The organism is Actinokineospora diospyrosa (assembly GCF_024171925.1).
GTDB lineage: Bacteria > Actinomycetota > Actinomycetes > Mycobacteriales > Pseudonocardiaceae > Actinokineospora > Actinokineospora diospyrosa.
In genome coordinates, this window is sequence record NZ_JAMTCO010000007.1 from 1 (window position 1) to 25,208 (window position 25,208).

At 69.2% G+C, this 25,208-nt stretch carries 24 protein-coding genes; 10 read left to right on the plus strand and 14 right to left on the minus strand.

Annotated features, from left to right (window positions below; translation table 11 throughout):
• The 4 genes from LV75_RS35885 to LV75_RS13825 all read right to left on the minus strand — a co-directional run.
• The coding region (locus tag LV75_RS35885; RefSeq protein ID WP_372504182.1) for a helix-turn-helix domain-containing protein at positions 1-125 on the minus strand (125 nt) is incomplete at its 3' end.
• A gap of 791 nt (positions 126-916) precedes the next feature.
• The gene (locus LV75_RS13815) at positions 917-1,501 is read right to left on the minus strand and encodes a hypothetical protein (RefSeq protein WP_253887299.1); all 585 of its coding nucleotides are present in this window, start codon (positions 1,499-1,501) and stop codon (positions 917-919) included.
• Between the two features lie 56 nt (positions 1,502-1,557).
• A complete protein-coding gene (locus tag LV75_RS13820; RefSeq protein WP_253887300.1) occupies positions 1,558-2,133 on the minus strand; it encodes an SCP2 sterol-binding domain-containing protein in 576 nt (191 codons plus the stop codon).
• On the minus strand, positions 2,130-2,750 hold the full coding sequence (locus LV75_RS13825; protein WP_253887301.1) for an SCP2 sterol-binding domain-containing protein: 621 nt from the start codon (positions 2,748-2,750) through the stop codon (positions 2,130-2,132). The genes LV75_RS13820 and LV75_RS13825 overlap by 4 nt, the downstream gene beginning before the upstream one ends.
• Before the next feature lie 76 nt (positions 2,751-2,826).
• On the opposite strand from LV75_RS13825, the gene LV75_RS13830 reads away from it, so the two are divergent.
• On the plus strand, positions 2,827-3,486 hold the full coding sequence (locus LV75_RS13830; RefSeq protein ID WP_253887302.1) for a TetR/AcrR family transcriptional regulator: 660 nt from the start codon (positions 2,827-2,829) through the stop codon (positions 3,484-3,486).
• 1,498 nt (positions 3,487-4,984) lie between these two features.
• On the opposite strand, the gene LV75_RS13835 is transcribed toward LV75_RS13830, so the two are convergent.
• Positions 4,985-5,800 carry a MaoC/PaaZ C-terminal domain-containing protein gene (locus LV75_RS13835; RefSeq protein WP_253887303.1) on the minus strand — a complete coding sequence of 272 codons (816 nt, stop codon included), beginning with the start codon at positions 5,798-5,800 and terminating at the stop codon, positions 4,985-4,987.
• Positions 5,800-7,140: a 3-oxoacyl-ACP reductase gene (locus LV75_RS13840; RefSeq protein ID WP_253887304.1), complete on the minus strand. Its 1,341-nt coding sequence runs from the start codon at positions 7,138-7,140 to the stop codon at positions 5,800-5,802. Before LV75_RS13840 ends, LV75_RS13835 begins: the two co-directional genes overlap by 1 nt.
• 77 nt (positions 7,141-7,217) lie before the next feature.
• Here LV75_RS13840 and LV75_RS13845 point away from each other — a divergent pair, with 77 nt between their 5' ends.
• The 4 genes from LV75_RS13845 (at position 7,218) to LV75_RS13860 (ending at position 11,263) form a co-directional block, all read left to right on the plus strand.
• Positions 7,218-8,495, plus strand: a complete 1,278-nt coding sequence (locus LV75_RS13845; protein ID WP_253887305.1) for an acetyl-CoA C-acetyltransferase — start codon at positions 7,218-7,220, stop codon at positions 8,493-8,495.
• A 111-nt stretch (positions 8,496-8,606) separates the two neighbouring features.
• Entirely contained in the window at positions 8,607-9,800 is a 1,194-nt protein-coding gene (locus LV75_RS13850; protein WP_253887306.1) for an ATP-binding protein, read from the plus strand.
• A gap of 288 nt (positions 9,801-10,088) precedes the next feature.
• Positions 10,089-10,226, plus strand: coding sequence for a hypothetical protein (locus tag LV75_RS13855; protein WP_204457018.1), 138 nt, complete (start codon positions 10,089-10,091; stop codon positions 10,224-10,226).
• A 653-nt stretch (positions 10,227-10,879) separates the two neighbouring features.
• Positions 10,880-11,263 (plus strand): hypothetical protein, encoded by a 384-nt coding sequence (locus tag LV75_RS13860; RefSeq protein WP_253887307.1) that lies wholly within the window; start codon positions 10,880-10,882, stop codon positions 11,261-11,263.
• 58 nt (positions 11,264-11,321) lie between these two features.
• On the opposite strand, the gene mctP is transcribed toward LV75_RS13860, so the two are convergent.
• The 7 genes from mctP to grpE all read right to left on the minus strand — a co-directional run bounded on the left by mctP (position 11,322) and on the right by grpE (position 19,230).
• The gene (mctP, locus tag LV75_RS13865) at positions 11,322-12,956 is read right to left on the minus strand and encodes a monocarboxylate uptake permease MctP (RefSeq protein ID WP_253887308.1); all 1,635 of its coding nucleotides are present in this window, start codon (positions 12,954-12,956) and stop codon (positions 11,322-11,324) included.
• Positions 12,953-13,222: a DUF3311 domain-containing protein gene (locus LV75_RS13870; protein WP_253887309.1), complete on the minus strand. Its 270-nt coding sequence runs from the start codon at positions 13,220-13,222 to the stop codon at positions 12,953-12,955. Before LV75_RS13870 ends, mctP begins: the two co-directional genes overlap by 4 nt.
• A 253-nt stretch (positions 13,223-13,475) precedes the next feature.
• Positions 13,476-13,715, minus strand: a complete 240-nt coding sequence (locus LV75_RS13875; RefSeq protein WP_253887310.1) for a hypothetical protein — start codon at positions 13,713-13,715, stop codon at positions 13,476-13,478.
• Positions 13,716-13,848: 133 nt separating this feature from the next.
• Positions 13,849-15,672, minus strand: coding sequence for a phosphoenolpyruvate carboxykinase (GTP) (locus tag LV75_RS13880; protein ID WP_253887311.1), 1,824 nt, complete (start codon positions 15,670-15,672; stop codon positions 13,849-13,851).
• A gap of 421 nt (positions 15,673-16,093) precedes the next feature.
• A complete protein-coding gene (locus LV75_RS34910) occupies positions 16,094-16,828 on the minus strand; it encodes a putative sodium/potassium/calcium exchanger (protein WP_301319196.1) in 735 nt (244 codons plus the stop codon).
• A gap of 99 nt (positions 16,829-16,927) precedes the next feature.
• Entirely contained in the window at positions 16,928-18,757 is a 1,830-nt protein-coding gene (locus LV75_RS13890; protein ID WP_253887312.1) for a dynamin family protein, read from the minus strand.
• A complete protein-coding gene (gene grpE, locus LV75_RS13895; protein ID WP_253887313.1) occupies positions 18,754-19,230 on the minus strand; it encodes a nucleotide exchange factor GrpE in 477 nt (158 codons plus the stop codon). The genes LV75_RS13890 and grpE overlap by 4 nt, the downstream gene beginning before the upstream one ends.
• A 240-nt stretch (positions 19,231-19,470) precedes the next feature.
• Between grpE and LV75_RS13900 the strand changes: the two genes are divergently transcribed.
• From LV75_RS13900 to LV75_RS13910, 3 genes are all read left to right on the plus strand, one after another.
• Complete coding sequence (locus LV75_RS13900; protein ID WP_253887314.1) at positions 19,471-20,082, plus strand: RNA polymerase sigma factor; 612 nt, start codon at positions 19,471-19,473, stop codon at positions 20,080-20,082.
• Between the two features lie 18 nt (positions 20,083-20,100).
• Positions 20,101-20,472 carry a hypothetical protein gene (locus tag LV75_RS13905; protein ID WP_253887315.1) on the plus strand — a complete coding sequence of 124 codons (372 nt, stop codon included), beginning with the start codon at positions 20,101-20,103 and terminating at the stop codon, positions 20,470-20,472.
• Positions 20,473-20,831: 359 nt separating this feature from the next.
• Positions 20,832-21,548, plus strand: coding sequence for a nucleotidyltransferase domain-containing protein (locus LV75_RS13910; RefSeq protein WP_253887316.1), 717 nt, complete (start codon positions 20,832-20,834; stop codon positions 21,546-21,548).
• Here LV75_RS13910 and LV75_RS13915 read toward each other — a convergent pair.
• A complete protein-coding gene (locus tag LV75_RS13915) occupies positions 21,526-23,127 on the minus strand; it encodes a dynamin family protein (protein ID WP_253887317.1) in 1,602 nt (533 codons plus the stop codon). The genes LV75_RS13910 and LV75_RS13915 overlap by 23 nt on opposite strands.
• Positions 23,128-23,294: 167 nt before the next feature.
• On the opposite strand from LV75_RS13915, the gene LV75_RS13920 reads away from it, so the two are divergent.
• Both LV75_RS13920 and LV75_RS13925 read left to right on the plus strand, forming a co-directional pair.
• Positions 23,295-24,455 carry a sensor histidine kinase gene (locus tag LV75_RS13920; protein ID WP_253887706.1) on the plus strand — a complete coding sequence of 387 codons (1,161 nt, stop codon included), beginning with the start codon at positions 23,295-23,297 and terminating at the stop codon, positions 24,453-24,455.
• Between the two features lie 21 nt (positions 24,456-24,476).
• Complete coding sequence (locus LV75_RS13925) at positions 24,477-25,133, plus strand: response regulator (protein WP_253887318.1); 657 nt, start codon at positions 24,477-24,479, stop codon at positions 25,131-25,133.
• The last annotated feature ends 75 nt before the right edge of the window (positions 25,134-25,208 follow it).

A 25,208-nucleotide genomic window follows, 5' to 3' on the forward strand; every position in this document is an offset into this window, starting at 1 on the left:
CGAGCAACCACCGAATGATGCCGACCCAACATCAACGCAATCGACCGAAAAGACCGGCCCGACCGCAACTCACGCGAAATCGTCTCCCGATCATGCGAACCCAACACAACACCACGCACAGACACAATCTCCGATCACTCCGACACGAAGATCATCCCACACCCGGCGCACTCACCACTGGAGACCAAGGGCCCCTACAACACCCGACGCAGAACCGCAAAGCAGGGGCCCAAAAGCAGGCCCTGCCGCGCGGAAACGCTACGGGTGTTGTCCCCCCACGCAAAACAAGTCCGCCCCATCGAGCCGGCCTGGCACCAGCGACTCCGACTGTCCAGGTGCTGGGTTGGCAGGGCAGACGAGAGCGGGCTGGGATGGCACCGCAACTTCCGAGTGTCCGGTGGTCGGCCAGGTGGGTTGGGGCGGACCTCACGGAAGGGCAGTTGGCACCGCCGGGTCCAAGTGTTCAGAGGCTGGGCAGGTGGGCTGGGGCGGATCTGCCGGAAGTCGGGCAGGCGCCAGCGACTCCCGGGTGTCCAGGTGCTGGGTTGGGCGGTGGGGCGGACCTGGTGGGGCTGGGGGCACCGCTGGGTCCGAGTGTCCGGTGGCCAGCCGGGTGGGGCGGGGCGGACCTGACGGCGGCGGGTACCGGGGCTTCCGGGTGTCCAGGTGATGGGTTGGTGGGCCAGGACCGGACTTGGCGGAAGGCCGGGGGTAGCACCAGCAGCTTCCGAGTACCCAGTGGCTGGGTTGGGCGGGGTAGGCCACCCCGACGACAGTGCCAGTCATTGCGCTGAGGTGGCACGGCGCTTGTGGCTGTCCAGCGATCAATTGCGGTCTGGGTAGAGGGCTGGACTGGCGACTCGGCGGGTGGGTATCCGGTGAGGAGGGGCCTAGTGGAGTCGCGTGGGGTGCGGGCTCAGCCGCCAGTGGGTGATAGGTCGGACATGGCGTTTTGGAGGATGCGTTTGGCGGTGGCCAGGCCGTTTTCCTGGATGAGGTCGCGGAGGCACCGGCAGTCGCCCAGGTCTCGGTTTTGGGTGGCGCAGAGGTAGACCCCGAGTACCTGGAGGGACTGGGGAAGGTGCTCCGGTGTGCCCAATGCGGCGAGGCGGGTTGCGAGGTGGGCCGCGACCTGGGGTGCGATGGGGCCAACGCTGTGGCCCTGGGGGCTGTCGAGGGCGGCGAGTTGGGCGAAGCGGGTGCAGGTGGAGGGGGCGTCCGCTTCGGTGAGGGATTGCCAGGCTTCAGCGGGGATGGCGAGTTGCGCTTGGGCGGCGACGATGGATTGCCACTGCTCGGTGGCGATTCGGACGCCTTCCAGGCGGGTGGCGGCGCGCATGGGGGTGCGTGCCGCGCGCGGGGTTTGCCGTGGGAGCACGGGCTTCGGGGATCGGAACAGCAGTCCGAACAGGGTGTGCTCACGGCAGCGTTTGCCCCGGCGGGACACCTCGTTGGGGCATGGTTCGCCGTTCCAGGTTTTGGTGCTGTTGCAGTGCGCCACGACTGGCATGGTGCGGGGTACGGGGGTGGGCTGTCACCTCGGGTCCCCCGAACAGGTCAGGGCAGGTCGAAGTAGCTGGTCAGGCCCGCTGCGAACGCGATGTCGCCCTTGACCTTGACCCGGCCGGACAGGAACAGCATCGGCAGGGTGGTCGCGCCGGTGATGGCGCGGAGGAAGTCGACCGGGTCGATCGTGATGGTCACGCGGGGGTCGGCGGTCGGTTCGGGTCCGGTCAGGCAGCGGCCTCCCGCGATCACGGTCTCGAACCGGTCTTCGCCGTCACGGGCCGTGAAGCGCCAGTGGATCACCGCGCGGACGCTCCCTGCGCGCTCGAGCGACAGGTGCACGGCCATCCGGCGGAACAGCTCAGCGAACAACATCGGACGCAGCTCGGGATGCGCAGTCAACTCACTTAGCTGCTCCCGGGACGCTCGGCCAAGGAAGCGCAAGAACGTCGCCGTGCGCATGCCCGACAACTCCACGCCAGTACCGGCGTCGCCCAGCATGTGCAGGACCTCTATGAGCTGCACGAACTGTTCGGCGGTGAGCTTGCCGGGGTCGACAGCGTCGGCAAGGCCATCGAGGTCGACCACCGTTGCCTGCGGCAGACGATGCCACCGTCGCCTGCTCATGGACGCGGTAGGTCGAACAGGCCAGTTAGGCCTGCCGCGAAGGCGATGTCTCCGCGGGCCTTGAGCTTGCCGGTCATGAACAGGACGGGCGCGGACGCGTTCTGGGTGACCAGCTTGCAGAAGTCCGCCGGTGACAGCGTGATCGTCACCCGGGCGGGCGCGGTCATCTCGCGGCTGACCGCGCAACCGCCGTCCGCGATGGTCGTCTCGAACCGGTCGTAGCCGTCGGCGCCGGAGCCGCCGGTGAACCGCCAGTGGACCACCGCGTGCAGCCCCGCCACCCGGTCGGCCCGCAGGTGGGTGCTCATCCGGCGGAAGATCTCGGTCAGCACGCGTTCGCGCAGGTCGGCGTCGGCCATGACCGCCCGGACCTGCTCGGCGGAGGCGGTGGCGATGATCCGCGCGAAGGTCGTCGGGGCCAGGCCGGACAGGGCGAACTCGGGGAAGCGGCCCAGGGTCGCGAGCAGGGCGCCGAGGTCATCGCGGCCAAGTCGACGCGGGTCGACCGCCCGACCGATAGCATCAACGTCGATGTCCAGCGCGGCGACGTCCTCCGGCGTCAGCCGTTCGAGCAGCTCGACGAGCTCGGTTTGCGTGAGTGCGCCGAGGTCGGCCATGGACACCTCCTGTACCTACTGGACGGTAGGCTACGGGTGAGTAGGTAGCCGGGCAAGTGGAGCGGGGAGGTACGGCGTGAGCGTCGACGAACAGCGTCGACCGGCGCGCGTGAAGCGGCTGCCCAGGGAGGTCCGCGAGCGGCAGATCCTCGACGCCGCCGTCCGGGTGTTCTCCCAACACGGCTACCACAACGCGTCCATGGACGAGATCTCCGACGTCGCCGGGGTCTCCAAGCCGATGATCTACGCCTACCTCGGCCACAAGGAAGACCTGTTCGCCGCCTGCATCCGGCGCGAGGCCACCCTGCTGATGGAGGCCATCGCGGGCGGGGTGCGCGCCGAACTGCCCCCCGACATGCAGCTGTGGCACGGCCTCCGCGCCTTCTTCCGCTTCGTCGGCGACCAACGCGAGAGCTGGCGCGTCCTACACCGCCAGGCAACCTCACAAGGCGGCCCGTTCAGCGAAGAACTCCTGGCCATGCGAACCAGGGCGATCACCCTGGTCGACGCCCTGCTCGTGCGCTCAGCCACCAGCCGAGGCCTGGACGAAACCGCCACCAAGTCAACCGAAGCCCTAGCCGCCGCCCTAGTAGGCGCAGGCGAATCCCTAGCCGACTGGTGGCTAGACCACCCCGGCGTCCCCGAAAAGGTCGTAGCCTCCTGGCTGATGAACCTCGTCTGGATGGGCCTAGGCAACCTAGTAGACGGCGCGGTCTGGACCCCGACCGAGGAATAGCCCCCGCCTCCCTGGGGCAGCCAGCCACCGCTCGCAGAAGTCGCCAGCGCCACCCAACCCGCGCGACCTCTGCCCACCCGGCCATCCACTGGACGCTCTCGCCAACCCAGCCCACGCGCGAACCGGACCCAACCCTCCTGGCCGACCACCCGACCGCAGGAAGTTCCGGTGCCAGGCCAACTCCTGTCAGGACCGAGCCTCGCCTACTCGACCCACCAGCCATTGGGCACTCGGAAGCTGCTAGTGCCACCCCCGCCCTTCGCCAGGTCTGGCCTTGGCCTACCAACCCATCCCCTGGACATCCGGAAGCCCCGGTACCCGGCCCAGCCGCGATCAGGACCGCCCCCATCCGACTGGCCACCGGACACTAGGACCCAGCGGCGCCACTCCAACCCCGCCAGGTCCGCCCCACCCCCCCACCCAGCACCTGGACACCTGGGAGTCGCAGGTGTCTGCCCGACTTCCGTCAGATCCGCCCCAGCCCACCTGCCCAGCCCCTGGACACTTGGATCCAGCGGTGCCAACTGGCCTTCCGTCAGGTCCGCCCTATCCCACCTGCTCAGCCCGTGGACACTCGGACCCGGCGGTGCCCACCCCAGCCCCCGTCAGGTCCGCCTCAACCCGCCTGATCACCCCACGCTCCTCGGACTCGCTGGTGCCAACTGCTCGATGGGGCGGACTTGTTTTGCGTGGGGGGACAACACCCGTAGCGTCGTTCGCGGCAGGGCCATGCTTTGCGGTCCTGCCACGGGTGTTGTAGGGGCCCCGCGCAAAACAAGTTCGCCCCATCGAGCTGCACGCATTGTCGCGTTTCCCGCCGATGTTGCCGCCAGGCGACGAGGCGTCCCCCGGAGCCGAAGGCGGAGGCCCGAATCCCTTGCGACGCAACCCCAACCCCGGGCATGCGCCAAGATCAACCTGATCGAAAGCCCCCAAATGCACAGCCTACCGAGGAAGCCCGACAAACCGGGAGCAGCAAGCAGGAGCTTGTGGACAGGAGAACCCGTTGTGGATAACCAAACCTGGGCCGCAACGACGTATTCCTCGATACCAAGATCAAACCGGCACAAGTGCCCCCGATCCACAGTCTACCGAGCGGCACCGATGGAACGGGAGTGGCGATCGTGGGCTGTGGATGGCCAGTTCTGTTGTGGATAACCAACCACGACGGAGCGGCCCGTGGGGTTCGATGCAGGGGCTTGTTCAGGCTTTGATCAACCCGCTTCGGGGGAGGACGCGGGTGTTGGCCCAGCGGGCCCGCGGCCGTCGAGTTGGGGGTGGAGCGGGAGAGGAGGCACCGCATGAGCGGGCTCGATGTTCAGGCTGGGGTAATTTGTGGCGAAGTCCGGAGGTTGTGGAGAACCGGCCAGCGAAAGATCAACTGGATGAAGAGCCCCCGAATAAACAGGCTACGAGAAAGCGCCGACAGAAGGGCGGCGCAAAGCGGGGACTGTGGACGGCGGAAGGGGTTGTGGATAACTAGCAAGCGCGGTGGGTGCTAGAGGGGGGTGATGATTCCGGATAGGTGGGGTTTGCCGTGGGGGGTGAGGAGGTGGAAGTGGGTTCCGTTGGTGTGGAAGCCCAGTTTGGCGGGGAGTAGGACGGGGAGTTTGAAGCGGACGTCAACTTCGAAAGCGTGGGGGAGTCGGCCTTCTAGGGCGGCTAGGCAGCGGGCTTTGGTCCACATGCCGTGGGCGATGGCTTGGGGGAAGCCGAATGGGCGGGCGGTGAGGGGGTGTAGGTGGATGGGGTTGCGGTCGCCGGATACCCGCGCGTAGTGGCGGCCGGTGTTGGCGGGGGCGTGCCAGTGGGAGGTGGGGTGGGGGAGTTCTTCGCGGGTCTGGCCGGGGGCGCTGGTGTGGGGGCCGCGGCGGAGGTAGGTGCTGGTGGAGTGCCAGACGACTTCGCGATTGACGAGGGCTTGGGCGATCATGTCGAACTGTTCGCCCTTGGGGTGTTTGCGGCGGTTCTCGACGTGGACGCGTAGGTCCAGTTGCTCCGCCATGTGCAGGGGGCGGTGTTGGGTGATCCGGTTGGCCACGTGCACGGTGCCGATGAGCGGGTACGGGAAGTCGGCGTCGGTCATTAGCTTGACTTGTAGGGGGAAGGTCAGCACGTGGGGGTAGGTCACCGGTAGCTGGTCGGTCAGCCGGAACGCGCATACCCGGTTGTACTCAGCCAAGTGGCTCGCATCGACTTGAACACCAACGCGCTCATAGAGCCGCGAAGGCAGCTCTCCACCCCTCTTAGTGAGCCCGGTCAACGCCTTCAAGTACAGCGGCGCCAACCGTGGTGCTTCCGATAAGACCGGCATCACGCCCCCAGGAGGCTCTGGCCGCACACGCGGACAACGTTGCCGTTGACCCCGCCGGAGGCAGGGTTGGCATACCAGGCAATGGTTTCCGCAACGTCCACAGGGAGCCCTCCCTGTGACAGGCTGTTCATCCGCCTACCTGCCTCGCGAATGAACAACGGCACCGCAGCGGTCATCTTCGTCTCGATGAAGCCGGGTGCGACAGCGTTGATGGTGATACCGCGCGGAGCCAGCAGGGGTGCGTAGGCATCCACCATCCCGATCACGCCTGCCTTGCTAGTGGCGTAGTTCGTCTGCCCGGTGTTACCCGCGATGCCAGCAATCGACGACACCCCGATGATCCGCCCGCCTTCGCGCAAGATGCCGTCGGCGAGCAGTGCGTCGTTGACCCGCAACTGGCTCGATAGGTTCACCGAGAGCACGGCATCCCAAGCGGCGTCCTTCATGTTGGCAAGCTTCTTATCGCGGGTGATGCCAGCGTTGTGCACGACGATGTCGACCCCGCCGTGGCGGCTGCGTAGGTACTCGACCAACCGCGCAGGGGCGTCGCCGCCGGTGATGTCTAGTTGCAAGGTAGAGCCACCGACCCGGTTGGCGACGGCAGCCAGTTCGTCGCCTTGTGCGGGGATGTCGAGGGCGACCACGTGCGCGCCATCGCGACTAAGCACCTCAGCGATGGCCGCGCCGATGCCTCGCGATGCCCCGGTTACCAAGGCAACCTTGCCTGCCAGCGGCGCCGTCCAGTCCTCTGGCTCGACAACATGGCCGCCATAGATACCGATCCGGATCACCTGGGCGTCGACGTAGGCAGACTTGCCAGACAGTAGGAACCGCAGCGTGGAACCGATCTGCTCCTCCGCGCCCGGCTCTACGTAGACAAGCTGAGCCGTAGCCCCGCGCACCAACTCTTTGCCTACCGACCGGACGAACCCCTCCAGCGCGCGCTGGGCGATGAGCTCATCAGCGTCCGCGATCCGCTCCGGCGGGGTGCCCAAGACGATGACCCGACCGCAGGTTCCCACCGCACGCAGCACCGGGTTGAAGAAGTCGTACAGCTCGCGCAGCTGCGAGACCGAGGCGATGCCAGTCGCGTCGAACACAAGCGCGCCATACGTCTTCGGGCCCGCCGCGGTCAGCACCTCGATCCCGGCGGCCTTGCACACCGCGCCGACCGCTTCAGCCAACCGACCGCCAGGGGCGGACCTGAGCAACGCCGGGCCGTCGAGCGCGGGGTCACCTGCCCGGTGGCGGCGCAGCGGAGTCGGGTTCGGCAGGCCCAGTCGCTTGACCAGGGCCCGGCCGACGCCGGAGTTGGTGAACTGCTGGTAGCGGTCGGTCATCTGGCGCACCTCCACAATCTACTCTCCAGTAGGTTACGATGGTAGCGCAGGCCCGACCCCCCGTTCAGGAGGATGCGATGACCCCGAGCGTGCGCCGAGTGGCGGTCCTGGGCGGGAACCGCATTCCCTTCGCCCGCTCCAACGGTCCTTACGCGCAGGCGTCCAACCAGGACATGTTCACCGCCGCGCTGGACGGTCTCGTCGCCCGGTTCGGGTTGCGCGGCCAGCGGATCGGCGAGGTGGCCGCGGGCGCGGTCCTCAAGCACAGCCGCGACTTCAACCTCACCCGCGAGTGCGTGCTCGGCAGCAGCCTGTCCGCCGACACCCCCGCCTACGACGTCCAGCAGGCGTGCGGCACCGGCCTGCAGGCGATCACCCAGGTGGCGAACAAGATCGCGCTCGGGCAGCTCGACTCGGCGATCGCGGGCGGCGTCGACACCACGAGCGACGCGCCGTTGCAGGTCAACGAGGACCTCCGGCGGATCCTGATCTCGCTCAACAACGCCAAGACGGTCGGCCAGCGGCTGCGGCTGATCGCCAAGATCCGGCCCGGCCACGTCGTGCCGGACATCCCGCGCAACGCCGAGCCGCGCACCGGTCTCTCCATGGGCGAGCACGCCGCGCTGACCGCCGAGCGGTGGGGGATCAGCCGCGAGGCCCAGGACGAACTCGCCGCGGCCAGCCACCAGAAGCTCGCCGCCGCCTACGAGCGCGGGTTCTTCGACGACCTGCTCACGCCGTTCCAGCGCCTGTCGCGCGACCAGAACCTGCGCCCGGACTCGACCGCCGACAAGCTCGCCAAGCTGAAGCCCGCCTTCGGTGGCGAGGACGGCACGATGACCGCGGGCAACTCGACCCCGCTCTCCGACGGCGCCTCGGCGGTGCTGTTGGCCAGCGAGCAGTGGGCCAAGGAGCGCAGCCTCCCGGTCTTGGCCTACCTGACCTTCACCGAGACCGCCGCTGTCGACTACGTCCAGGGTGACGAGGGCCTGCTCATGGCCCCCGCCTACGCCGTGCCGCGGATGCTCGCCCGAGCCGGGCTCACCCTGCGGGACTTCGACTTCTACGAGATCCACGAGGCGTTCGCGTCGCAGGTCCTCGCGACGCTCGCCGCCTGGGAGGACGTCGAGTTCGCCAAGGACCGCCTCGGCCTCGCCGAACCGCTCGGCGCGATCGACCGGTCCAAGCTCAACGTCAACGGCTCCTCCCTCGCCGCGGGCCACCCCTTCGCCGCGACCGGTGGTCGCATTGTGGCGACCCTGGCCAAGCTGCTGGACGAACGCGGTTCCGGCCGCGGCCTGATCTCGATCTGCGCGGCGGGCGGCCAGGGCGTCACCGCGATCCTGGAGAAGTAGGCCCGTATCTGCTTATCTACGGCGATCAGTAGATAAGCAGATACGCACCTAGCGGTGGGCGCGCCGGGGGAAATATCGGGCTGGTCCTAGATGCGCCGATACGGTCGCGGGATGGATCCGGTGCGCAACCCCTTCGCCCCCGGCGCCGGTCAGCGCCCCCCGGAGCTGGCGGGCCGGGAGAAGGAGCTGCGGGCCTTCGAGGTCGTGCTCGAGCGCGTCGCCAGGGGTAGGCCAGAGCGCAGCCTCGTGCTCACCGGGCTGCGCGGGGTCGGCAAGACGGTCCTGCTCGGCGAGCTGCGGTCGATGGCGGTCCGCCGGGGCTGGGGCGCGGGCAAGATCGAGGCCCGACCGGACGCCGACCTGCGCAGGCCGCTCGCTGCCGCGCTGCACCGGGCGATCCGCGACCTGGCCGTGCGCCACCGGGCCCCGGAGCGGGTCGAGCAGGTGCTCGGTGTGCTCAAGGCGTTCGCGCTGAAGGCGAACCCGGACGGGGCCAAGCTGCGCGAGCGCTGGCAGCCGGGCATCGACGTCCCGGCGACCCAGGGCCGCGCGGACTCGGGGGACATCGAGATCGACCTGGTGGAGCTGTTCACCGAGGTCGCCGAGCTGGCCCAGGACGTCGGCACCGGCGTCGCGGTGCTGATCGACGAGATGCAGGACATCGGCGCCGACGACATCTCCGCACTGTGCGCGGCCTGCCACGAGCTGTCGCAGTCCGGCGCGCCGCTGGTCGTGGTCGGTGCCGGGCTGCCGCACCTGCCCGCGGTGCTCTCGGCGAGCAAGTCCTACTCCGAGCGGCTGTTCCGCTACGTGCGCATCGACCGGCTCGACCGCGAGGACGCCGACCAGGCCGTGCTGGTGCCGGTCGACCGCGAGCAGGCCGAGATCACCCCGGACGCGCTCGCCGCGCTGTTCGAGCGCTCCGGCGGCTACCCGTACTTCATCCAGGCCTTCGGCAAGGCAGCCTGGGACGCCGCACCGGCCGACCCGATCACCGCGGAGGACGTGCTGGTCGCCGCGCCGGAGGCCGAGGCGGAGCTGGCCGTGGGGTTCTTCGGCTCCCGCTACGAGCGCGCCACCCCGGCCGAGCGGGAATACCTGCGGGCGATGGCCGAGCTGACCGACGGCAAGGACGAGAGCTCCGGGACCTCCGACATCGCGGTGTTCCTCGGCCGCAAGCCGTCCTCGCTCTCGCCCGCGCGGGACAGCCTGATCAAGAAGGGCCTGGTCTACTCCGCCGAGCGCGGCCGGATCGCCTTCACCGTGCCGCACTTCGGCCGCTACCTGCTGGGCATGGAGGAGTGACGCCGGTTCTGGCGCACTCTCGACCTATCTAGCACTCCCCCTAGAAAGCCCTATAAACCGCGATCGGTGATCGCGGTGTGCCCGCGCGCGTTAGCACAGTGTTCGCCAGCTCACCAGAAACCGGACACTATCCGGTGAGCTCCAGGTCACTGCCGACGATTCATCGGTGTGTGCGCCAGTTCACCGGACAGATAGGTGCAATTGCGGCCCCTAGCGTGCATACTTGGGTCATGCCACTCAGCCAGAGCGGCGAGCGAAGTCCTTAGAGGGGATGCAAGAGCAATGAACGTGACCGCGAAGATCCGTGCCCGCCGCGCCGAGGCCCGGACGCGCAAGGCCGTGAACCGCGCGATCGACCAGGCCGCCACGCCGGCGATGCGCCACGAGCTGATCGCCCTGGCGCAGACCCAGAACGTCTGGCGCTGACCCACGAGCTTGGGCTGGGGATGTGATGCAGGGCACATCTCCAGCCCGTTGTAACACCACCGGGGCTCTCCACGATGTTCCGGTTGACCCCGTAGCGCTGGCGGACCCCCGACCTGGCAGCGCTACGGGGTTTCCTTATTCCCCAGGGCTTTCGCCCAGCGCGGCCGTGCCGATCCCGGCCGCGCGCCCACCGGTCCACCAGTTCGTCCGCCGCTCGGCGAAGTGGCCCGGTTCGACGGACGGCGAACGGCACCCGGTCCCGCCCCGAGCCCCACCCGCGCCCCGTGCGCGCCGGGCGGCGGTCGACTATTGGTTGCCCTAGAGCGACCAACGGAGAGTGACCGTATTTCGCCATCCACCATGGGATTGCCCTGTGCGGATGAACCGGACACCGGCACCGAGCGTCGCCGGACTGGGCCGCCTGGATTGCCTGGTATGCGGTTGATTGGGCCAAGTGCGCCGCGACTACTCCACCCGTTCAGTTCTACAGCCGACGGATGGCGGTCGTCGTAGGCCATCCGCAGTAGCAGTGGGTCATGGTGTCACCCGATAGGTGAGGCGGATCACAAGGATGCCGCTCACCGACGAACACGCTCCGCTTACCGTCTACTACCCAGTAGTTACCTGCCTGGCACGCCTCGACGAGGAAACTGATGGGTAATCGCAGTACCACGAAGGAGCCTGACACCTTGGCCGTGACAGGAACGGAGTCCGTGGGCACGGACGTCCGCCGCACCCTGCACCTCACCTTCGAAGACCCGGCACTGCAGGTGCCGCCCATGCCACACCGCTATGTGGACCGGGCCACCAGTGCCGACGCCGCCGCACCGCACGTGCGACGCACCCGCCTGCACGACAAGGCGCTGGTGCTCGCCGAGCGGTTGCTCGGCGGCTGGGCGCCGACGCTGCACCGGGCGATGTTGCTGGTCGCCTGCGTCGTCGTGGCGCTCATCGTGCTCGCCGTCGTCGCCGGGGTCGTGCCTGCCCTGGCGAGCGCGGCGCTGCTGGTGCTGATGAGCGTTCTGCGCCAGCGCTGATCGATGGCGGAAGGGGCGGGTCCACACCGGGACCCGCCCCTTCCAGCACGCGAACCGCTCAGTGCGTGGCGACCGGCCGCAGCTTCGCCGAGTTCTCGTCGACGTGGTAGTCAGCGGGCTCGGTCTGGTCGATCCCGTTGAACACCTTGAGCTTGCGGGCGAGCAGGGTGAGCAGCACGGCCACGACCAGGTTCGTCACCAGCGCGATGAACCCGACGTAGATCTGCACCGTCGTGCCGCCGAACGGGTGCCAGCCGAACAGGTTCAGCTCACCGAGCTTGAGCGCGGACGCGCCGAAGTGCTTGCGCTTGCCGTCGGCGCTGGGGATGTTGTAGAGCATGATCATTCCCCAGCCCATGCCCGCGATCCAGCCGCCGACCAGGCCCCAGATGTGGAACCACCGGGTGTAGAGCGCGATCGCCACCGCAGGCAGGGTTTGCAGGATCATCACGCCGCCGATGAGCTGCAGGTCGATCGAGAACTGCGGGTCGATGAACAGCACGAAGGCCACCGCGCCGAACTTGACCACCAGTGAGGCGAACTTGGCCTGCTTGGCCTCGTCCTTCGGGGTGGCGTCGCGGCGGATGTACTCCTTGTAGATGTTGCGGGTCCACAGGTTCGCCGCCGCGATGGACATGATCGCCGCGGGCACCAGGGCCCCGATGCCGATCGCGGCGAAGGCCACGCCCGCGAACCAGGCGGGGAACTGGCCAGCGAACAGGTTCGGGATGATCGTGTTCGTGTCCGGGTTGCCGGTCGCCTGGTTGACCAACGGCTTGGTCCCGGCGGCGATGGCCACGAAACCCAGCAGCGCCAACAGTCCCAGCAGCAACGAGTACGCCGGGAGCGCGGACATGTTGCGCTTGATCACGGTGCGCCCGCGCGAGGCGAGCACGCCGGTGAGCGAGTGCGGGTACAGGAACAGCGCCAGCGCCGAGCCCAGGGCCAGCGTCGCGTACTGCAACTGGTTGTTGGCGTTGAGCAGCAACCCGTCGCCGGGGGCAGGCGTCGCCTTGAACTTCTCGTCGGCCGCCTGGAAGATCGCGCCCCACCCGCCGAGCTTGATCGGCAGGTACACCACGGCCACGATGATCACGAGGTAGACCAGGATGTCCTTGACGAACGCGATCAGCGCGGGCGCCCGCAGGCCGGACTGGTAGGTGTAGACCGCCAGGATGACGAACGCGATCAGCAGCGGCAGGTGCCCGACGATGCCGGATCCGTTGAGCCCCAACGTGCGCAGCACCGCTTCGAGCCCGACCAGTTGCAGCGCGATGTACGGCATGGTCGCGACGATGCCGGTGATGGCGACGAGCAGCGCGAGCACCGAGGAGCCGTAGCGGCCGCGGACGAAGTCGGCCGGGGTGACGTACCCGCGGGCGCGCGACACCGACCAGATCCGCAGCAACGGCATGAACGCCAACGGGTAGAGGATCACGGTGTAGGGCAGGGCGAAGAAGCCCGCCGCACCGGCGCTGAACATCAGCGCGGGCACCGCCACGAAGGTGTAGGCCGTGTAGACGTCACCGCCGATGAGGAACCAGGTGATCCACGACCCGAACTTGCGCCCGCCGAGGCCCCACTCGTCGAGGTGGTCGAGGGTGCTGCCCGCCTTCCACCTGGCCGCGAGGAACCCCAGCACGGTCACCAGGCCGAAGAGGACGACGAAGACGATCAGCTCGGTCCACCTCATCGGCCCGCCCCCTCGTCCAGCGTGTCCACGTCGCGGTCGGTGCCGCGCGCCGGGACCGTCGGCTTGTCCTTGGTCTTGGCGAACACGATCGCGGTCGCCAGCACGCCGAGCGCGACGCCCGCGAGCTGGAACCAGTAGAAGAACGGCATGCCGAACAGCGCGGGCCCGCTGCGGTTGAAGATCGGGGTGATCAGCAGGGCGAGTGGGATCAGCAGCAGCAGGTTCCAGTTGCTCCAGCGGATGCCGGAGCGGCCGGGTTGTGTCATCGGGGCCTCGCTCTCCGTGACGGGAGGTATGCCGCGACACACTAGAGCCCGAACACCGGTCTCGTCACCAGGTAACTCGCTGTGCGCCCATTTGGCCCTTTGTTGGCGACCGATCGCCGCCGCCGAGCACCGCTCTCCACAGGCTGTGCACAACCTTGTCCACAGCTTGTGGACAACTCTGCGGCGGCTGTGACGTGTGGGACTGGTGGGTAGGACCAGGGGAGACGGCGGTTGTCCCCAGGGTGTTCCCAGGTCAGTCCACAGCCGGGGCGACCCGCGCGGCGAGCTCGTCGCCGACGATCAGCAGGCACGGCAGGCACCGGGTGCCTTCATGCGAGCGGGTGACGCGGGCGAAGGGCACGGTGTGCAGGCAGGCCGCCTCGATGAAACTCGCGGGCCGCTCACCAGCGGGGAAGGCGTGCACGCGCTCGTCGTAACCGGAGCGCTGCCAGCGCCAACCGCGGTGCTCGCGCGCGGTGCGGTGTTCGGCCACTGGACCTCCCCTCCTCGGTGTGCGCACACCATCCCAGAACGGACCCCGGCGTGCTGTGACCCACCGAACACGCGCACGAAAAACCGGCCCCCACCACGAGCGCGGTGAGGGCCGGTTTCTGTGTATGCGGGGCTCAGCCCAGCCGCTGCTTGAGCAGCTCGAGCTCGTCGCGCAACGGGGTGGGCAGCTTGTCGCCGATCTTGTCGAACCACTCCTCGATCAGCGGCAGCTCGGCGCGCCACTCCTCGGCCGAGACCTCGAGCGCGGCCTCGATGTCGGCGCGGTCGCCGTCGACACCGTCGAGGTCGAGCTCGTCGGCGGTGGGAACCCAACCGATCGGGGTCTCCCGCGCGGCAGCCTTGCCCTCGATGCGCTCGATGGCCCACTTCAGGATGCGGCTGTTCTCGCCGAACCCGGGCCACAGGAAGCGCTTGTCCTCGCCGCGGCGGAACCAGTTGACGTAGAAGATCTTCGGCAACTTGGTCGCGTCGGCGCGCTTGCCGGTCTCGATCCAGTGGTTGAAGTAGTCACCGGCGTTGTAGCCGATGAACGGCAGCATCGCCATCGGGTCGCGGCGCACGACACCGACCGCGCCGACCGCGGCCGCGGTGGTCTCGCTCGACAGCGTCGCACCCATGAAGGTGCCGTGCTGCCAGTCGCGCGACTCGGTCACCAGCGGGATGGTCGTCGCCCGGCGGCCGCCGAAGAAGATCGCCGAGATCGGCACGCCCTGCGGGTCGTCCCACTCGGCGGCCTTGGTGTCGCACTGGTCGATCGGGGTGCAGTAGCGCGAGTTCGGGTGCGCCGCCTTCTCCTGCGAGCCGGGCGCCCAGTCCGCCTTCTTCCACGAGGTGAGGTGCTCCGGCGCGGCGCCGATGCCCTCCCACCAGATGTCACCGTCGTCGGTCAGCGCGACGTTGGTGAACAGCGAGTTGCCCTTGGCGATGGTGCGCATCGCGTTCGGGTTGGTGTGGTAGTCGGTGCCCGGTGCCACGCCGAAGAAGCCGTTCTCCGGGTTGACCGCGTAGAGGCGGCCGTCGGCGCCGAAGCGCATCCAGGCGATGTCGTCGCCGATGGTCTCGACCTTCCACCCGGGGATGGTCGGCTCCAGCATGGCGAGGTTGGTCTTGCCGCAGGCGCTGGGGAACGCGGCCGCGACGAAGTAGACCTTGTCCTCGGGCGAGGTGAGCTTGAGGATCAGCATGTGCTCGGCGAGCCAGCCCTCGTCGCGGCCGATGACCGAGGCGATGCGCAGCGAGTAGCACTTCTTGCCCAGCAGCGCGTTGCCGCCGTAACCGGAGCCGTAGCTCCAGATCAGCCGCTCCTCCGGGAAGTGCACGATGTACTTGGTGTCGTTGCACGGCCACGCGACGTCGGCCTGGCCCGGCTCCAGCGGCGCGCCGATCGAGTGCAGCGCGGGCACGAAGTCACGCTCGGTGCCGTCGGCGTCGATGAAGCGCTCGAGCGCCTTGGTGCCCATCCGGGTCATGATCTTCATCGAGACCACGACGTATTCGGAATCGGTGATCTCCACGCCGAGCATCGGGTTCTCCGCGTTGAGCGGGCCCATGCAGAACGGGATCACGTACATGGTGCGACCGCGCATCGAACCGCGGTAGAGCTCGGTCATGACCGACTTCATCTCGGCCGGGTCCATCCAGTTGTTGGTTGGACCGGCGTCGGCCTCGTCGACCGAGCAGATGTAGGTGCGCTCCTCGACCCGGGCGACGTCGTTGGGGTCGGAGGCCGCGTAGAACGAGTTCGGCTTCTTGTCCAGGCGGGTGAACGTGCCCGCGTCGACCAGCTTGTCGGTGAGCCGGGTCCACTCCTGCTCGGACCCGTCGACCCAGACCACCTGCTCGGGGGCGGTCAGCTCAGCAACCTCGCGCACCCACGCCAGGAGTCGTTTGTGCGTCGTCGGTGCCTGGTCAACGCCAGGGATTGTCACTGCCGTCATCTCGCCTCGTCTCCTGACTGAACGCCGAAATGCCGATCGGGACACCACCGACCTGACCGGGGACGGCGGCGTCCTAACCGAATGGCTGAGCCCCCGCCCATGTCGAGCGGGTGCGTGCCGTGAAGGAATGCATATGAGGCTAGCGGGGTGACGGCGAGGTAACCGAGACCTTGCCTGTCGGTTCTCTCACAAGAACGATAAGGGAATCGATTCAGTACCCACTTGCGAGGCTGCAAATCGACCGATCGGACGTTCGGATACCGGACAGTCGTGACTCACAGTGATCTCGGCCACGGCTGAGCAGGTCAAACGGGGCTGAACAAGCGAGATCCCGGCACGGAGAGACGTGCCGGGATCTCACGCAGCGTGGTTCAGATTACAGGGTGGGCAGCGTCTCGCCGAACCCCGGTAACGCGCGGGCTCAGCCCTGCCAGTTGGCGTCCGAGCCTGCGGCGGTGGGGGCGGCACCGGCCGAGTCGGACTCGTAGGAGCCGTCGGCGTTGATGTGACCGGTCTCGACGGTGGACCACTCGTCCTCGCCGGTGTGCTGGGCCACGGTCACGTCGCCGTCGGCCTCGATGACGATGGCCTCGTCGGCCTCGCCGTCGCCGTCGTTGTCGGTGAACGCGTAGGTGTTGCCCTGCTCGTCGGTGACCACGGCGGTGTCGTTGGTGCCGTCGCCGTCCGCGTCGTACTGCGCCTCGCCCGCGGTCACGTCGCCGGACTTGGTGTCGACGGTGATGTCGTCGCCCGAGCCGGAGTTCACCGGGGTGGCGGCGTCGTCGCCGGAGTCGTGCGAGGGGGACTTGGAGCCGTGCTCGTCGGCGCCGTCGCCACCGGGGGCGTTCACCGAGTTCGCGTCCGACTCGGTCCACTCGCCGGAGGTCTCGTTGTACTCGGCCGCGGCGACCACGTTGCCCTGGTCGTCGAGCTGCACCGCGGTGTCGGCGTTGCCGTCGCCATCGGTGTCGGCGAAAGCGATGTAGCCGTCCTCGGTCTGGACCACGGCGGTGTCGTTGTCACCGTCCTGGTCGTAGTCGAAGTTCTCCTGGACCTCGTACTCCTCGCCACCGACCTCGACGGTCAACTCGTCGTGGCCCGCGTCAGCAGTGCTGTCGGTCGCGGTGTCGTCGGCGCCGGTCTCGTCAACGTACACGGGTAGCCCCCTCTGGCTGATCCCTTGGCGGGATGCTCAATGGCTTGTTGTTGGCGGTATGACTGACGCTTCGCCCCGCTGGTTCCCGGCGTTACGACGTTAGTTCTTGTCGCGAACGGACCGGATACCGGCAAGGAGCCTCTCCGCCCGTTCTTGCCCGGCGACCACGTCTGTCAGGCGCTTGTTTACCACGGTGACGCGCTTCTGCCGCTCGCTCACATCAAGTCGTAATGCTTTGTCGACCTCGCGCAGCTGCTCCTCGATCCCGCTGATCCGCTTGCCGAGCGCCTCGTCGAGGGCAAGGGAGAGCTGGGATTCCGCGTCGATCAACTGCTCGGACACCAACTGGTCCAATGTGGACCGGGCATCGGCGATGGAGTCGTTGAGCCACAGCTTCATGTGCTGCTTGTCCGCGGTGTGCTTGCGGGTGCGCGCGATCCACCACCCGGCGCCGAGGCCGATGATGATGGTGGGCACCAGCAGGATCGGCGCGGCGATCGCGCCTGCCAGCGGGATCACCGCCATCTTGCCCGCGCCGATGCCGCCGGAGACGCCCATGAAGACGAGCAGCTTGTCCTCGGCGGTCGGCAGCCGCTTCTCCGCGGCCCGCAGCACCACTTGCGACGCCCCGCTGCGCGCGAACTGGCCGCGGATGACGGCGAGCTCGTCCTCGCTGAACAGTTCACTGAGGACGGAGTCGGCGACCTGGTTGAGCCGGGTGCTCACCGACTCCGACACCTTGCCGCTGACCATCTGCATGGCGGCGTCGACCTGACCGGGCAGGTCCTTGAGCCGGTCCTTGTCCGCCACGTCGATCGCCTGGCGGAACCAGGCCTGCACGTCGCGCATCTGGCGGCTGACCTCGTGCGCGTTCTCCAGCCGGGCCCGCTGGACCTCGCCGCGCAGCTTGACCTGCCAGCCGCGGGTCGAGGACCGGCGCTCGGCGGTGAGCTCGTCCTTGCGCGCGCGCAGCGCCTCCGCCTCGGCCTCACCGGTGGTCAGCGCCCGGCGCTCGTTCTCCAGGTTGACCTTCAGCTCACCGAGCGAGGAGGACAGCGCACGCAGGGTGTTCGCCTCGCCGAGCATCGCCGAGCGGCCGACGAGCAGCGACTGCAGCGATTCGACCAGTTGCGGGACACCGGAGCGGTCCTTGAGCATTTCGGCGGAATCCGGGTTGGGCGCTTTGCCCGCCATTTCGAACATGCGCGAGGAAACCGGGTGGAAAGTGGCGTCCTTGAACCGCGGTGCGTGTTCGGCCAACAGCGCCTGGTTCGCCTCGAGCACCTGCCGCCAGCCGCGGTAGGCGTCTACTTTGGACAGCGCGAATACCACCGTCTCGACCCGGTCGCCGACGTTGGCCAGGAACCCGAGCTCGCCGACGGTGAACGGCGCGGAGGCGTCGACGACGAACAGCAGCGCGGTGGCCGACGCGGCCGCCTCGACGGCCAGCTCGCCGTGCACCGAGTCCAGCCCGCCGACCCCGGGGGTGTCGACGATGACCAGCTTCTCCAGCAGCGGCACCGGCCCGTCGACCTCGACGTAGCGCGGCGGCAGCTCCCCGTCGGGCAGCTCGTGCGCCGCGGACACCCAGTTGACCAGCTTGGCGATGTCCACCGGCACCGGCGCGAGCTGACCGGGGTAGCAGGCGCGCGCCTCCCACTGCTCGGCGTGGCCGAACACCAGGTAGGTCGCGGTCGCCACGTCCGCGTCGACCGGGGACAGCCCCGAGGTCTCGATCATGGCGTTGACCAGCGAGCTCTTGCCCCGGTTGGTCTCGCCGACGACCACGACGGAGGGCTTCTTGCGGCGCCGGGCGCGGATCTGCTCGACCCACTGCGCCGACTCGGGGGCCGTCTCGCGCAGCAGGGCCAGCAGCTGCTCCCTGGTCTGCGCGACCTGCTTGGGCAGCGAGAGCTTCGGCTGGGTCATGCGGTGGCGGCCTTACCGGTGTAGACGGTCACGATCGGCGGGCGCAGCACCTGCCCGCGATCGCTGAACCCCACCACCTCGGTCTCCGCGACGGTCCCCTGCAGCCCCTCGTCCTCGGTGACCAGCGTGCCGCCCGCCTCGTGGTGCGCCGGGTCGAACCGGTCGCCGTCCGGCCGGACCGCCAGCACGCCGACGTCGGCCAAGCCCTCCTCGATCCGCTCGGCCACCCCGGAACTGCGGGCCCGGTCGTGCGCGTAGAGGGCCAGCGACACCAGCGCCCGCCGCTCCGCGACCGCCTGGTCGTACACCTCGGGCGCGATGCTCACCAACGTCGGCTCCACCCGGAAGTCGTCACTCAGCTCCTCGTGCGCCACCACTTCGACGACCTCCTGATCGGCCTCGGCGATCACCTCGGCCCGCACCTCGATGGTCGAGTCCTCGTCTTTGCGCTTGCCCTTGAACCAGGACGCCATTCCGCCTCACCCAGCCTGTCCGCACCGTGTAGCGCCGAATCGTATAGCCGGCGGGCGGCCCACCCCGGCGGTTCCGAGCAGCACCGACGACCGGGACCGAGCTGTGACCTGGACCACCAACCCCCAGATCGACCTGCCCGCCGACGTTGATCACCGTGAGGCGCGGAGGCGTCCGCACCTCGTGCTCCACCAGTTCAGCTCGCTCGAACACAGCATCGAGCCCGGAAGAACGGAGCCGGCATGACCGGCAGCGTTTCACGCCGAGGCGCCTGGTCCGAGTCCCCACTCGGGCGGGCAGGCCGGGCACTCCCGAACGGGACAGCGCGCCCACCCACCCCCGATGTCGACCCGCAGCCGCTCGAAGAGGAGTTCGAGGGTTTCGTCGCGAGCACTTACGACACCGTCTTCCGAACGGCGTGGCGCAAGAGCGGAGATCGCGACCTGAGCCAGGACTTCACCCAAGAAGCGTTCCTGCGGCTGTGGAAGCACCGGGTGGAAACCGGTAACCAGGTCTGGACCGCGCCTTACGCGGTCCAGACCGTGAAGAACATCATCCTCGACCACCACCGGCGGCAGCGCGGCACTGTTGTCCCGATGGCGGCCGAGCACCTCAGCGACCACCCCCACGGCGAGGACACCTACGACTGGGAGCGGTCGATGAGCACGGCGGTTCGCAACGCTTTCGACCGGTTGCCCGTTCGACAACGACAAGTCGTCGACGCGGTGGTGCTGCAAGGGATCACGCCCGCCGAACTCGCGCGGACGATGAACCTGGACCGGCAGACCGTGTACGACTACAAGCGAATGGGCCTGCGGAGACTCGCGAGGTTGCTTTCCGGGAAAACAGAGTAGGCGGAGAAAAGAGGAGCCATGGGCGTTGACCAGCGGTCAGGCCGCCCGCCCCTCACCGAGCACGAGCGCGGGGACCGGGTGCGCGAGATCATCGCCGCGGTCCAGGCGCGCCCCGAACTCGGCCGCGTTGGGCAGGTCGGCAGCCGCGCCGACCTGCCCTGCGCAGGGGCTGCTCGCGGTGTTGAGCAGTGGGTGAACGAAGAACACGTCCGCGCGGAACTGGCGGACGCCGAACGGGCGGCGCTCGCGGGCGATTGTCGTAGTGCCCGCCGCGCCGCCGAGCTTTACCAAGCGATCCACGAGTTCGACCGGTCGACCGCCTGGTGGCGGACTGCGGCCGAACTCGGCGACGAGGACGCCATCGACTACGTGCGGTACGTCCTCGACTAGCCGATCCGGGCGGCTGGACAACGGAGTACCACGCGCCGATTCCGGTTGTCGGGACCGGAATCACCCCGGGGCACCGGGAACCAGACCAGCATTGCGCCACGAAATGGGCGGCTTTCGCGAACACCGCGAAAGCCGCCCATTTTCTTTTCGCCGGGACTCCAGATCGGACGGCGGTTCTCGTTGAAAGGAGTAGGTGTAGCACCCAGCGAGAGGGCAGGCATGACCCGAGGTGAACGCGTCCCGGCAGTTCTCGACGACCGCGATCGCGAGTGGACGGTGGCGGTCGCGGTCGGCCGGTGATCCGGCGGTTGCGGGCGACCGGTCCCACCGCAGGCTGAAGATCGGCGACACTCTGCGGCGTGGACCCGATCGCCGCTGCCCGCGCCGTCGTCGCGCGGCGCTTCCCCGACGCGTTGGCCGCCGTGCTCGGCGGCAGTGCGCGGACCAAGCACCGGACCGCGCTGTCGGACCTCGACATCGTGGTGGTCCTCGGTGGAGCGCCCGCGCCGTTCCGCGAGACGACCGAGCACGAGGGTTGGGTGGTCGAACTGTTCTGCCACACCACCGAGTCGCTCGGGGAGTTCGTCGATCGCGAGACCGCGGCCCGCCGCTCGCCGTTGCTGCATATGTGCGGCGAGGGCGTGTTGCTGGTCGACTCGGGCGGCGCGGGCGGGCGGATCCGGGAAGAGGCGCGAGCCCGGTTGGCCGCGGGACCACCACCGCTGACCGAGGTCGACATCGATGACCGCCGCTACATGATCACCGATCTGCTCGACGACCTCGCTGGATCGCCCGACCGCGACGAAGCGGTCTTCATCGCGAACCGGCTGCTGACGGCCACCGGCGAGTTCGTCCTCGGCCTGCGGCGGCGGTGGCAGTCACACGGCAAGTGGCTCCACCGCCGCCTGCGCGAAGCCGACCCGCGGCTGTGCGCGGACCTGCTCCTCGGGTACCGGCTGCTGGTCCACGCGGGGGACCGGTCCGGGTTCACGCGGGTCGTCGAGTCGGTCCTCGACCAAGCGGGCGGCAGGCTGCTCACCGGCTACCGGAGGGTCAGCCGCCAGCCTGGGCCTTGAGCTGCTGCCAGATGAGGAAGTACGCGCGGTGCACGACGTGCGCCACCCGGCTCTGCGCGGGGGTGGCACCGAAAGAGGCGAAGGAGCGCCACCAGCCCGCGCGTTCCAGCGCGTACGCCGAGTGTTCGTTGTGCGGGCGGCCCTTCATGCCCAACTGCTCGCCGATGTCGGCGTTGCTGCCGACCCGGAGCACCTCCTCCGCCAGGTCCTCCGGCATGTCGACCGCGCCGGAGGTCACCAGCGTCAACGCCTCCAGCAACCGCAACTGGTGCGCCTCCGGCTTGGCGAGCAGGACCTCGATGGCATCGTGCACGCGCTGGCGCTCGCCGGGGTCGCCGGAGGCGTGGGCGAGGGCGGTAACCGAGGCCAGCGCGGCGGCGGCCTTGATGCCGTCGGCGCGAGCGCGGAAGACGGCGTCCAAGCGGGAGCGGACGCCCGCGAGGCCGGAGGCGTCGAGGAGCTTGCGGCGCAGGGCGCCCGCGGTGAGGTCGGGGTCGGCCCGCAGGGCGTCGACGGCGCGGCGGATGCCGTAGAGGTCGAGCTTCTCCAGCAGGCGCACGCGGGTCCCGGTCGGGACGTCGCACTCCCAGGTGGTGAAGATGTCCGCCGAGATCAGCATGGTTTCCCAGATCGCGTCGTCGAGCTGGGCGAGCAGGCGCAGGGCGTCGGCGTCGGCCGAGGTGAAGCCGCCGGACTCGGCCGACTCGGCGATCAGGCCGATGACCGGGATGACGTCGGCGACGCGCGGCTTGAGCGTGGCGGCCTGCTTCTCGGCGAGCAGGGTCGCCGCCTTCCACACGTCGCCGTCGCTGCCGGTGACCGACTCCGGGGTGATGGTGTCGGCCTTGTTCAGCACGGCGATCGCGTTGACCGGACCGGCCTCGCGGCTGGCCGTCGCGGCGGTGAACGCGGCGAGGGCCTGCTGGTCGTCGGCGCGCACGCCCTGGGTCACCACGTACAGCACGGCCTCGGCACCGGCGACGGCGTTGCGCGAGGTCTCGTCGAGGTCGTCGGAGTCGTCGGGGTCCTTGTCGCTGTCCTTGTCGGGGTCCGCGCCCTCCTCGCCGTCCTTGCGGTGCTTGGCCGCGCCGAGCAGCTGCTCGGTGCGCTTGACCGAGGCCAGGTCCAGCGAGCCGAGCCCGGGGGTGTCGATCACCGTGAGGTCGCGCAGCACGGCGTTGGTCAGGTAGGCCTCCAGGTGCGAGACCTTGTCGAAGTCGACGTCGAGGTCGTTGGGGATCATGCCGCCGACGTCGAAGGGCAGCACCTGCTTGGTGCCGTCGAAGAACACCAGCTCCACCCGGTCGACCGTGCCGTACTGGAACCGGGTGACCAGCCGGGTGCACTCGCCGACGTCGGTCGGCGCGATCCGGCGGCCGATCAGCGCGTTCACCAGCGTCGACTTGCCCGACTTGATCCGGCCCGCCACCGCCACCTGCAGCGGGGCGGAGAGCCTGCGCAGGACCTCCCGGAACCCAGCCGCGGTGCGCGCGGACACCTGCGGCTGCAGGCGCTGGCACAGGTTGGCCACCGCGGCGGACAACGGTCCAGCGAGGTGCTGCTCGGTCGCGCTCGACAAATCCCGTCTCCCTCACTCGCCCGCCGGAATGGTGCCATGCGCGCCCCGGGGGGTGGTGGCGAACGCCCCGCTCAGCCTGCGGGCGGACGCGACGATCCGACGGCGGGCGGACGCGGCCGAGCACCGGGGGTGCTTACGCTCGCACCGTGCGGAGGCTCAGTCTGTGGATGAAGGCGCACCCCATCGCCGGGGACAGCGTCATCGCCGCGCTGCTCGCTGCCATGGAGCTGGTGTCGCTGTTCGCCATGCCCGGCGGGGTGCACCCGGTGGTGTTCTGGCTGGTCGGGGCGGCGCTGCTGGGGCCGCTGGTGATCCGCAGGCGCGACCCGCTGCTGGCCGCGTACCTCATCCTGGCCGCGGGGTTCGCCCAGCTGCTGACCCACGGGCCCAACCCGAGCGGGATCGACGCGCGGATCCGGGTGTCCGACATCGCCCTGGGCATCGCGCTGTACACCACGGTCGCCTACGTCGGCCGCAGGCAGGGCGCGCTGTACGTGCTCTGGCTGGCGATCGGCACCGCGGCCTGGGCGACCTGGCGGATGGACCTGCCGGAGTCGATCCTGCCGACGCTGATCTTCGTGGTGATCTTCGCGTTCTGCTGGGTGCTCGGGGAGTTCTCCGGGGCGCGGCGGGCCTACCACCTGGAGGTCGAGCGGCGGCTGGCGCTGCTGGAGACCGAGCGCGACCAGCAGGCCAGGATCGCCGTCGGCCAGGAGCGGGCCCGCATCGCCCGCGAGCTGCACGACGTGGTGGCGCACGCGGTGAGCGTGATCGTGGTGCACGCCGACGGCGCCGCCTACGCGGTGCGCTCGCAACCCGAGGTGGCCGAGCGGGCCATCCACACCATCTCCGCCACCGGCCGCGAGGCGCTCACCGAGCTGCGCCGCCTGCTCGGCGTGCTGCGCAGCGAGGACGGCGAGAGCGACCGCACCCCCCAGCCGGGCACCCGGTCCATCTCCGACCTCGCCGAGCGGGTCCGCACGATCGGCGTCCCGGTGCTGCTGGACCTGGCGGGCGAGCTCGACGACCTGCCCGCCGGTGTCGGCCTGGGCATCTACCGGATCGTGCAGGAGGCGCTCACCAACACGATCAAGCACGCGGGCCCGGGCGCGACGGCCGCGGTGCAGGTGCGCCGGGTGGGCGACCGGGTGGAACTCGACATCACCGACCGCGGCCCGGGCACCTCCCGCAACGGGCTCGCCCCCGGCGGCAACGGGCTCATCGGGATGCGCGAGCGCGCCAACGTCTTCGGCGGCACGCTGCAGGCGGGCCCGCACGCCGAGGGCGGCTGGCGGGTGCGCGCGGTGCTGCCGGTAACGACCTCGTGAGGAAGGGCTACGTTGGGCCGCGTGATCAGGGTTGTGCTGGTGGACGACCAGGAGCTGATGCGGGTCGGGTTCCGCATGGTGCTCGGCGCGCAGGACGACATGGAGGTCGTCGGCGAGGCCGGTAACGGCAGGGACGCGATCAAACTCGCCGAGGACCTGCGCCCGGACGTCGTGCTCATGGACGTCCGGATGCCCGTTCTGGACGGGGTCGAGGCGACCAAGGCCATCACCGAGGCGGGCACGTCCAAGGTGCTGGTGATGACGACCTTCGACCTCGACGAGTACGCGTTGTCGGCGCTGCGCAACGGCGCGAGCGGCTTCCTGCTCAAGGACACCCCGCCCGGTCACCTGGTGTCGGCCCTGCGGTCGGTGGCCAGCGGGGACGCGGTGGTCTCGCCGAGCGTGACCCGCCGCTTGCTGGACCGGTTCCTCGGCCCCGGCGGCGGTGAACTGCGCGACGCCTCGGTGCTGGACGTGCTCACCGAGCGGGAGCGGGAGGTCCTCGTGCTGATGGCGCAGGGCCTGTCGAACACCGAGATCGCCCGCAAGCTGTTCCTGTCGGAGGCGACGGTCAAGACCCACGTGGGTCGGGTGCTGGCCAAACTCGAACTGCGCGACCGGGTACAGGCCGTCGTCCTCGCCTACGAAACCGGCCTGGTCCGACCGGGCGACGTCTGAGGCTCTGGTCCCTGCTGGTCCTGAGTTCCCGGGTTCCTGGCCAGTGCTGACGGCGGCCGCCCCCACCCCGATCGG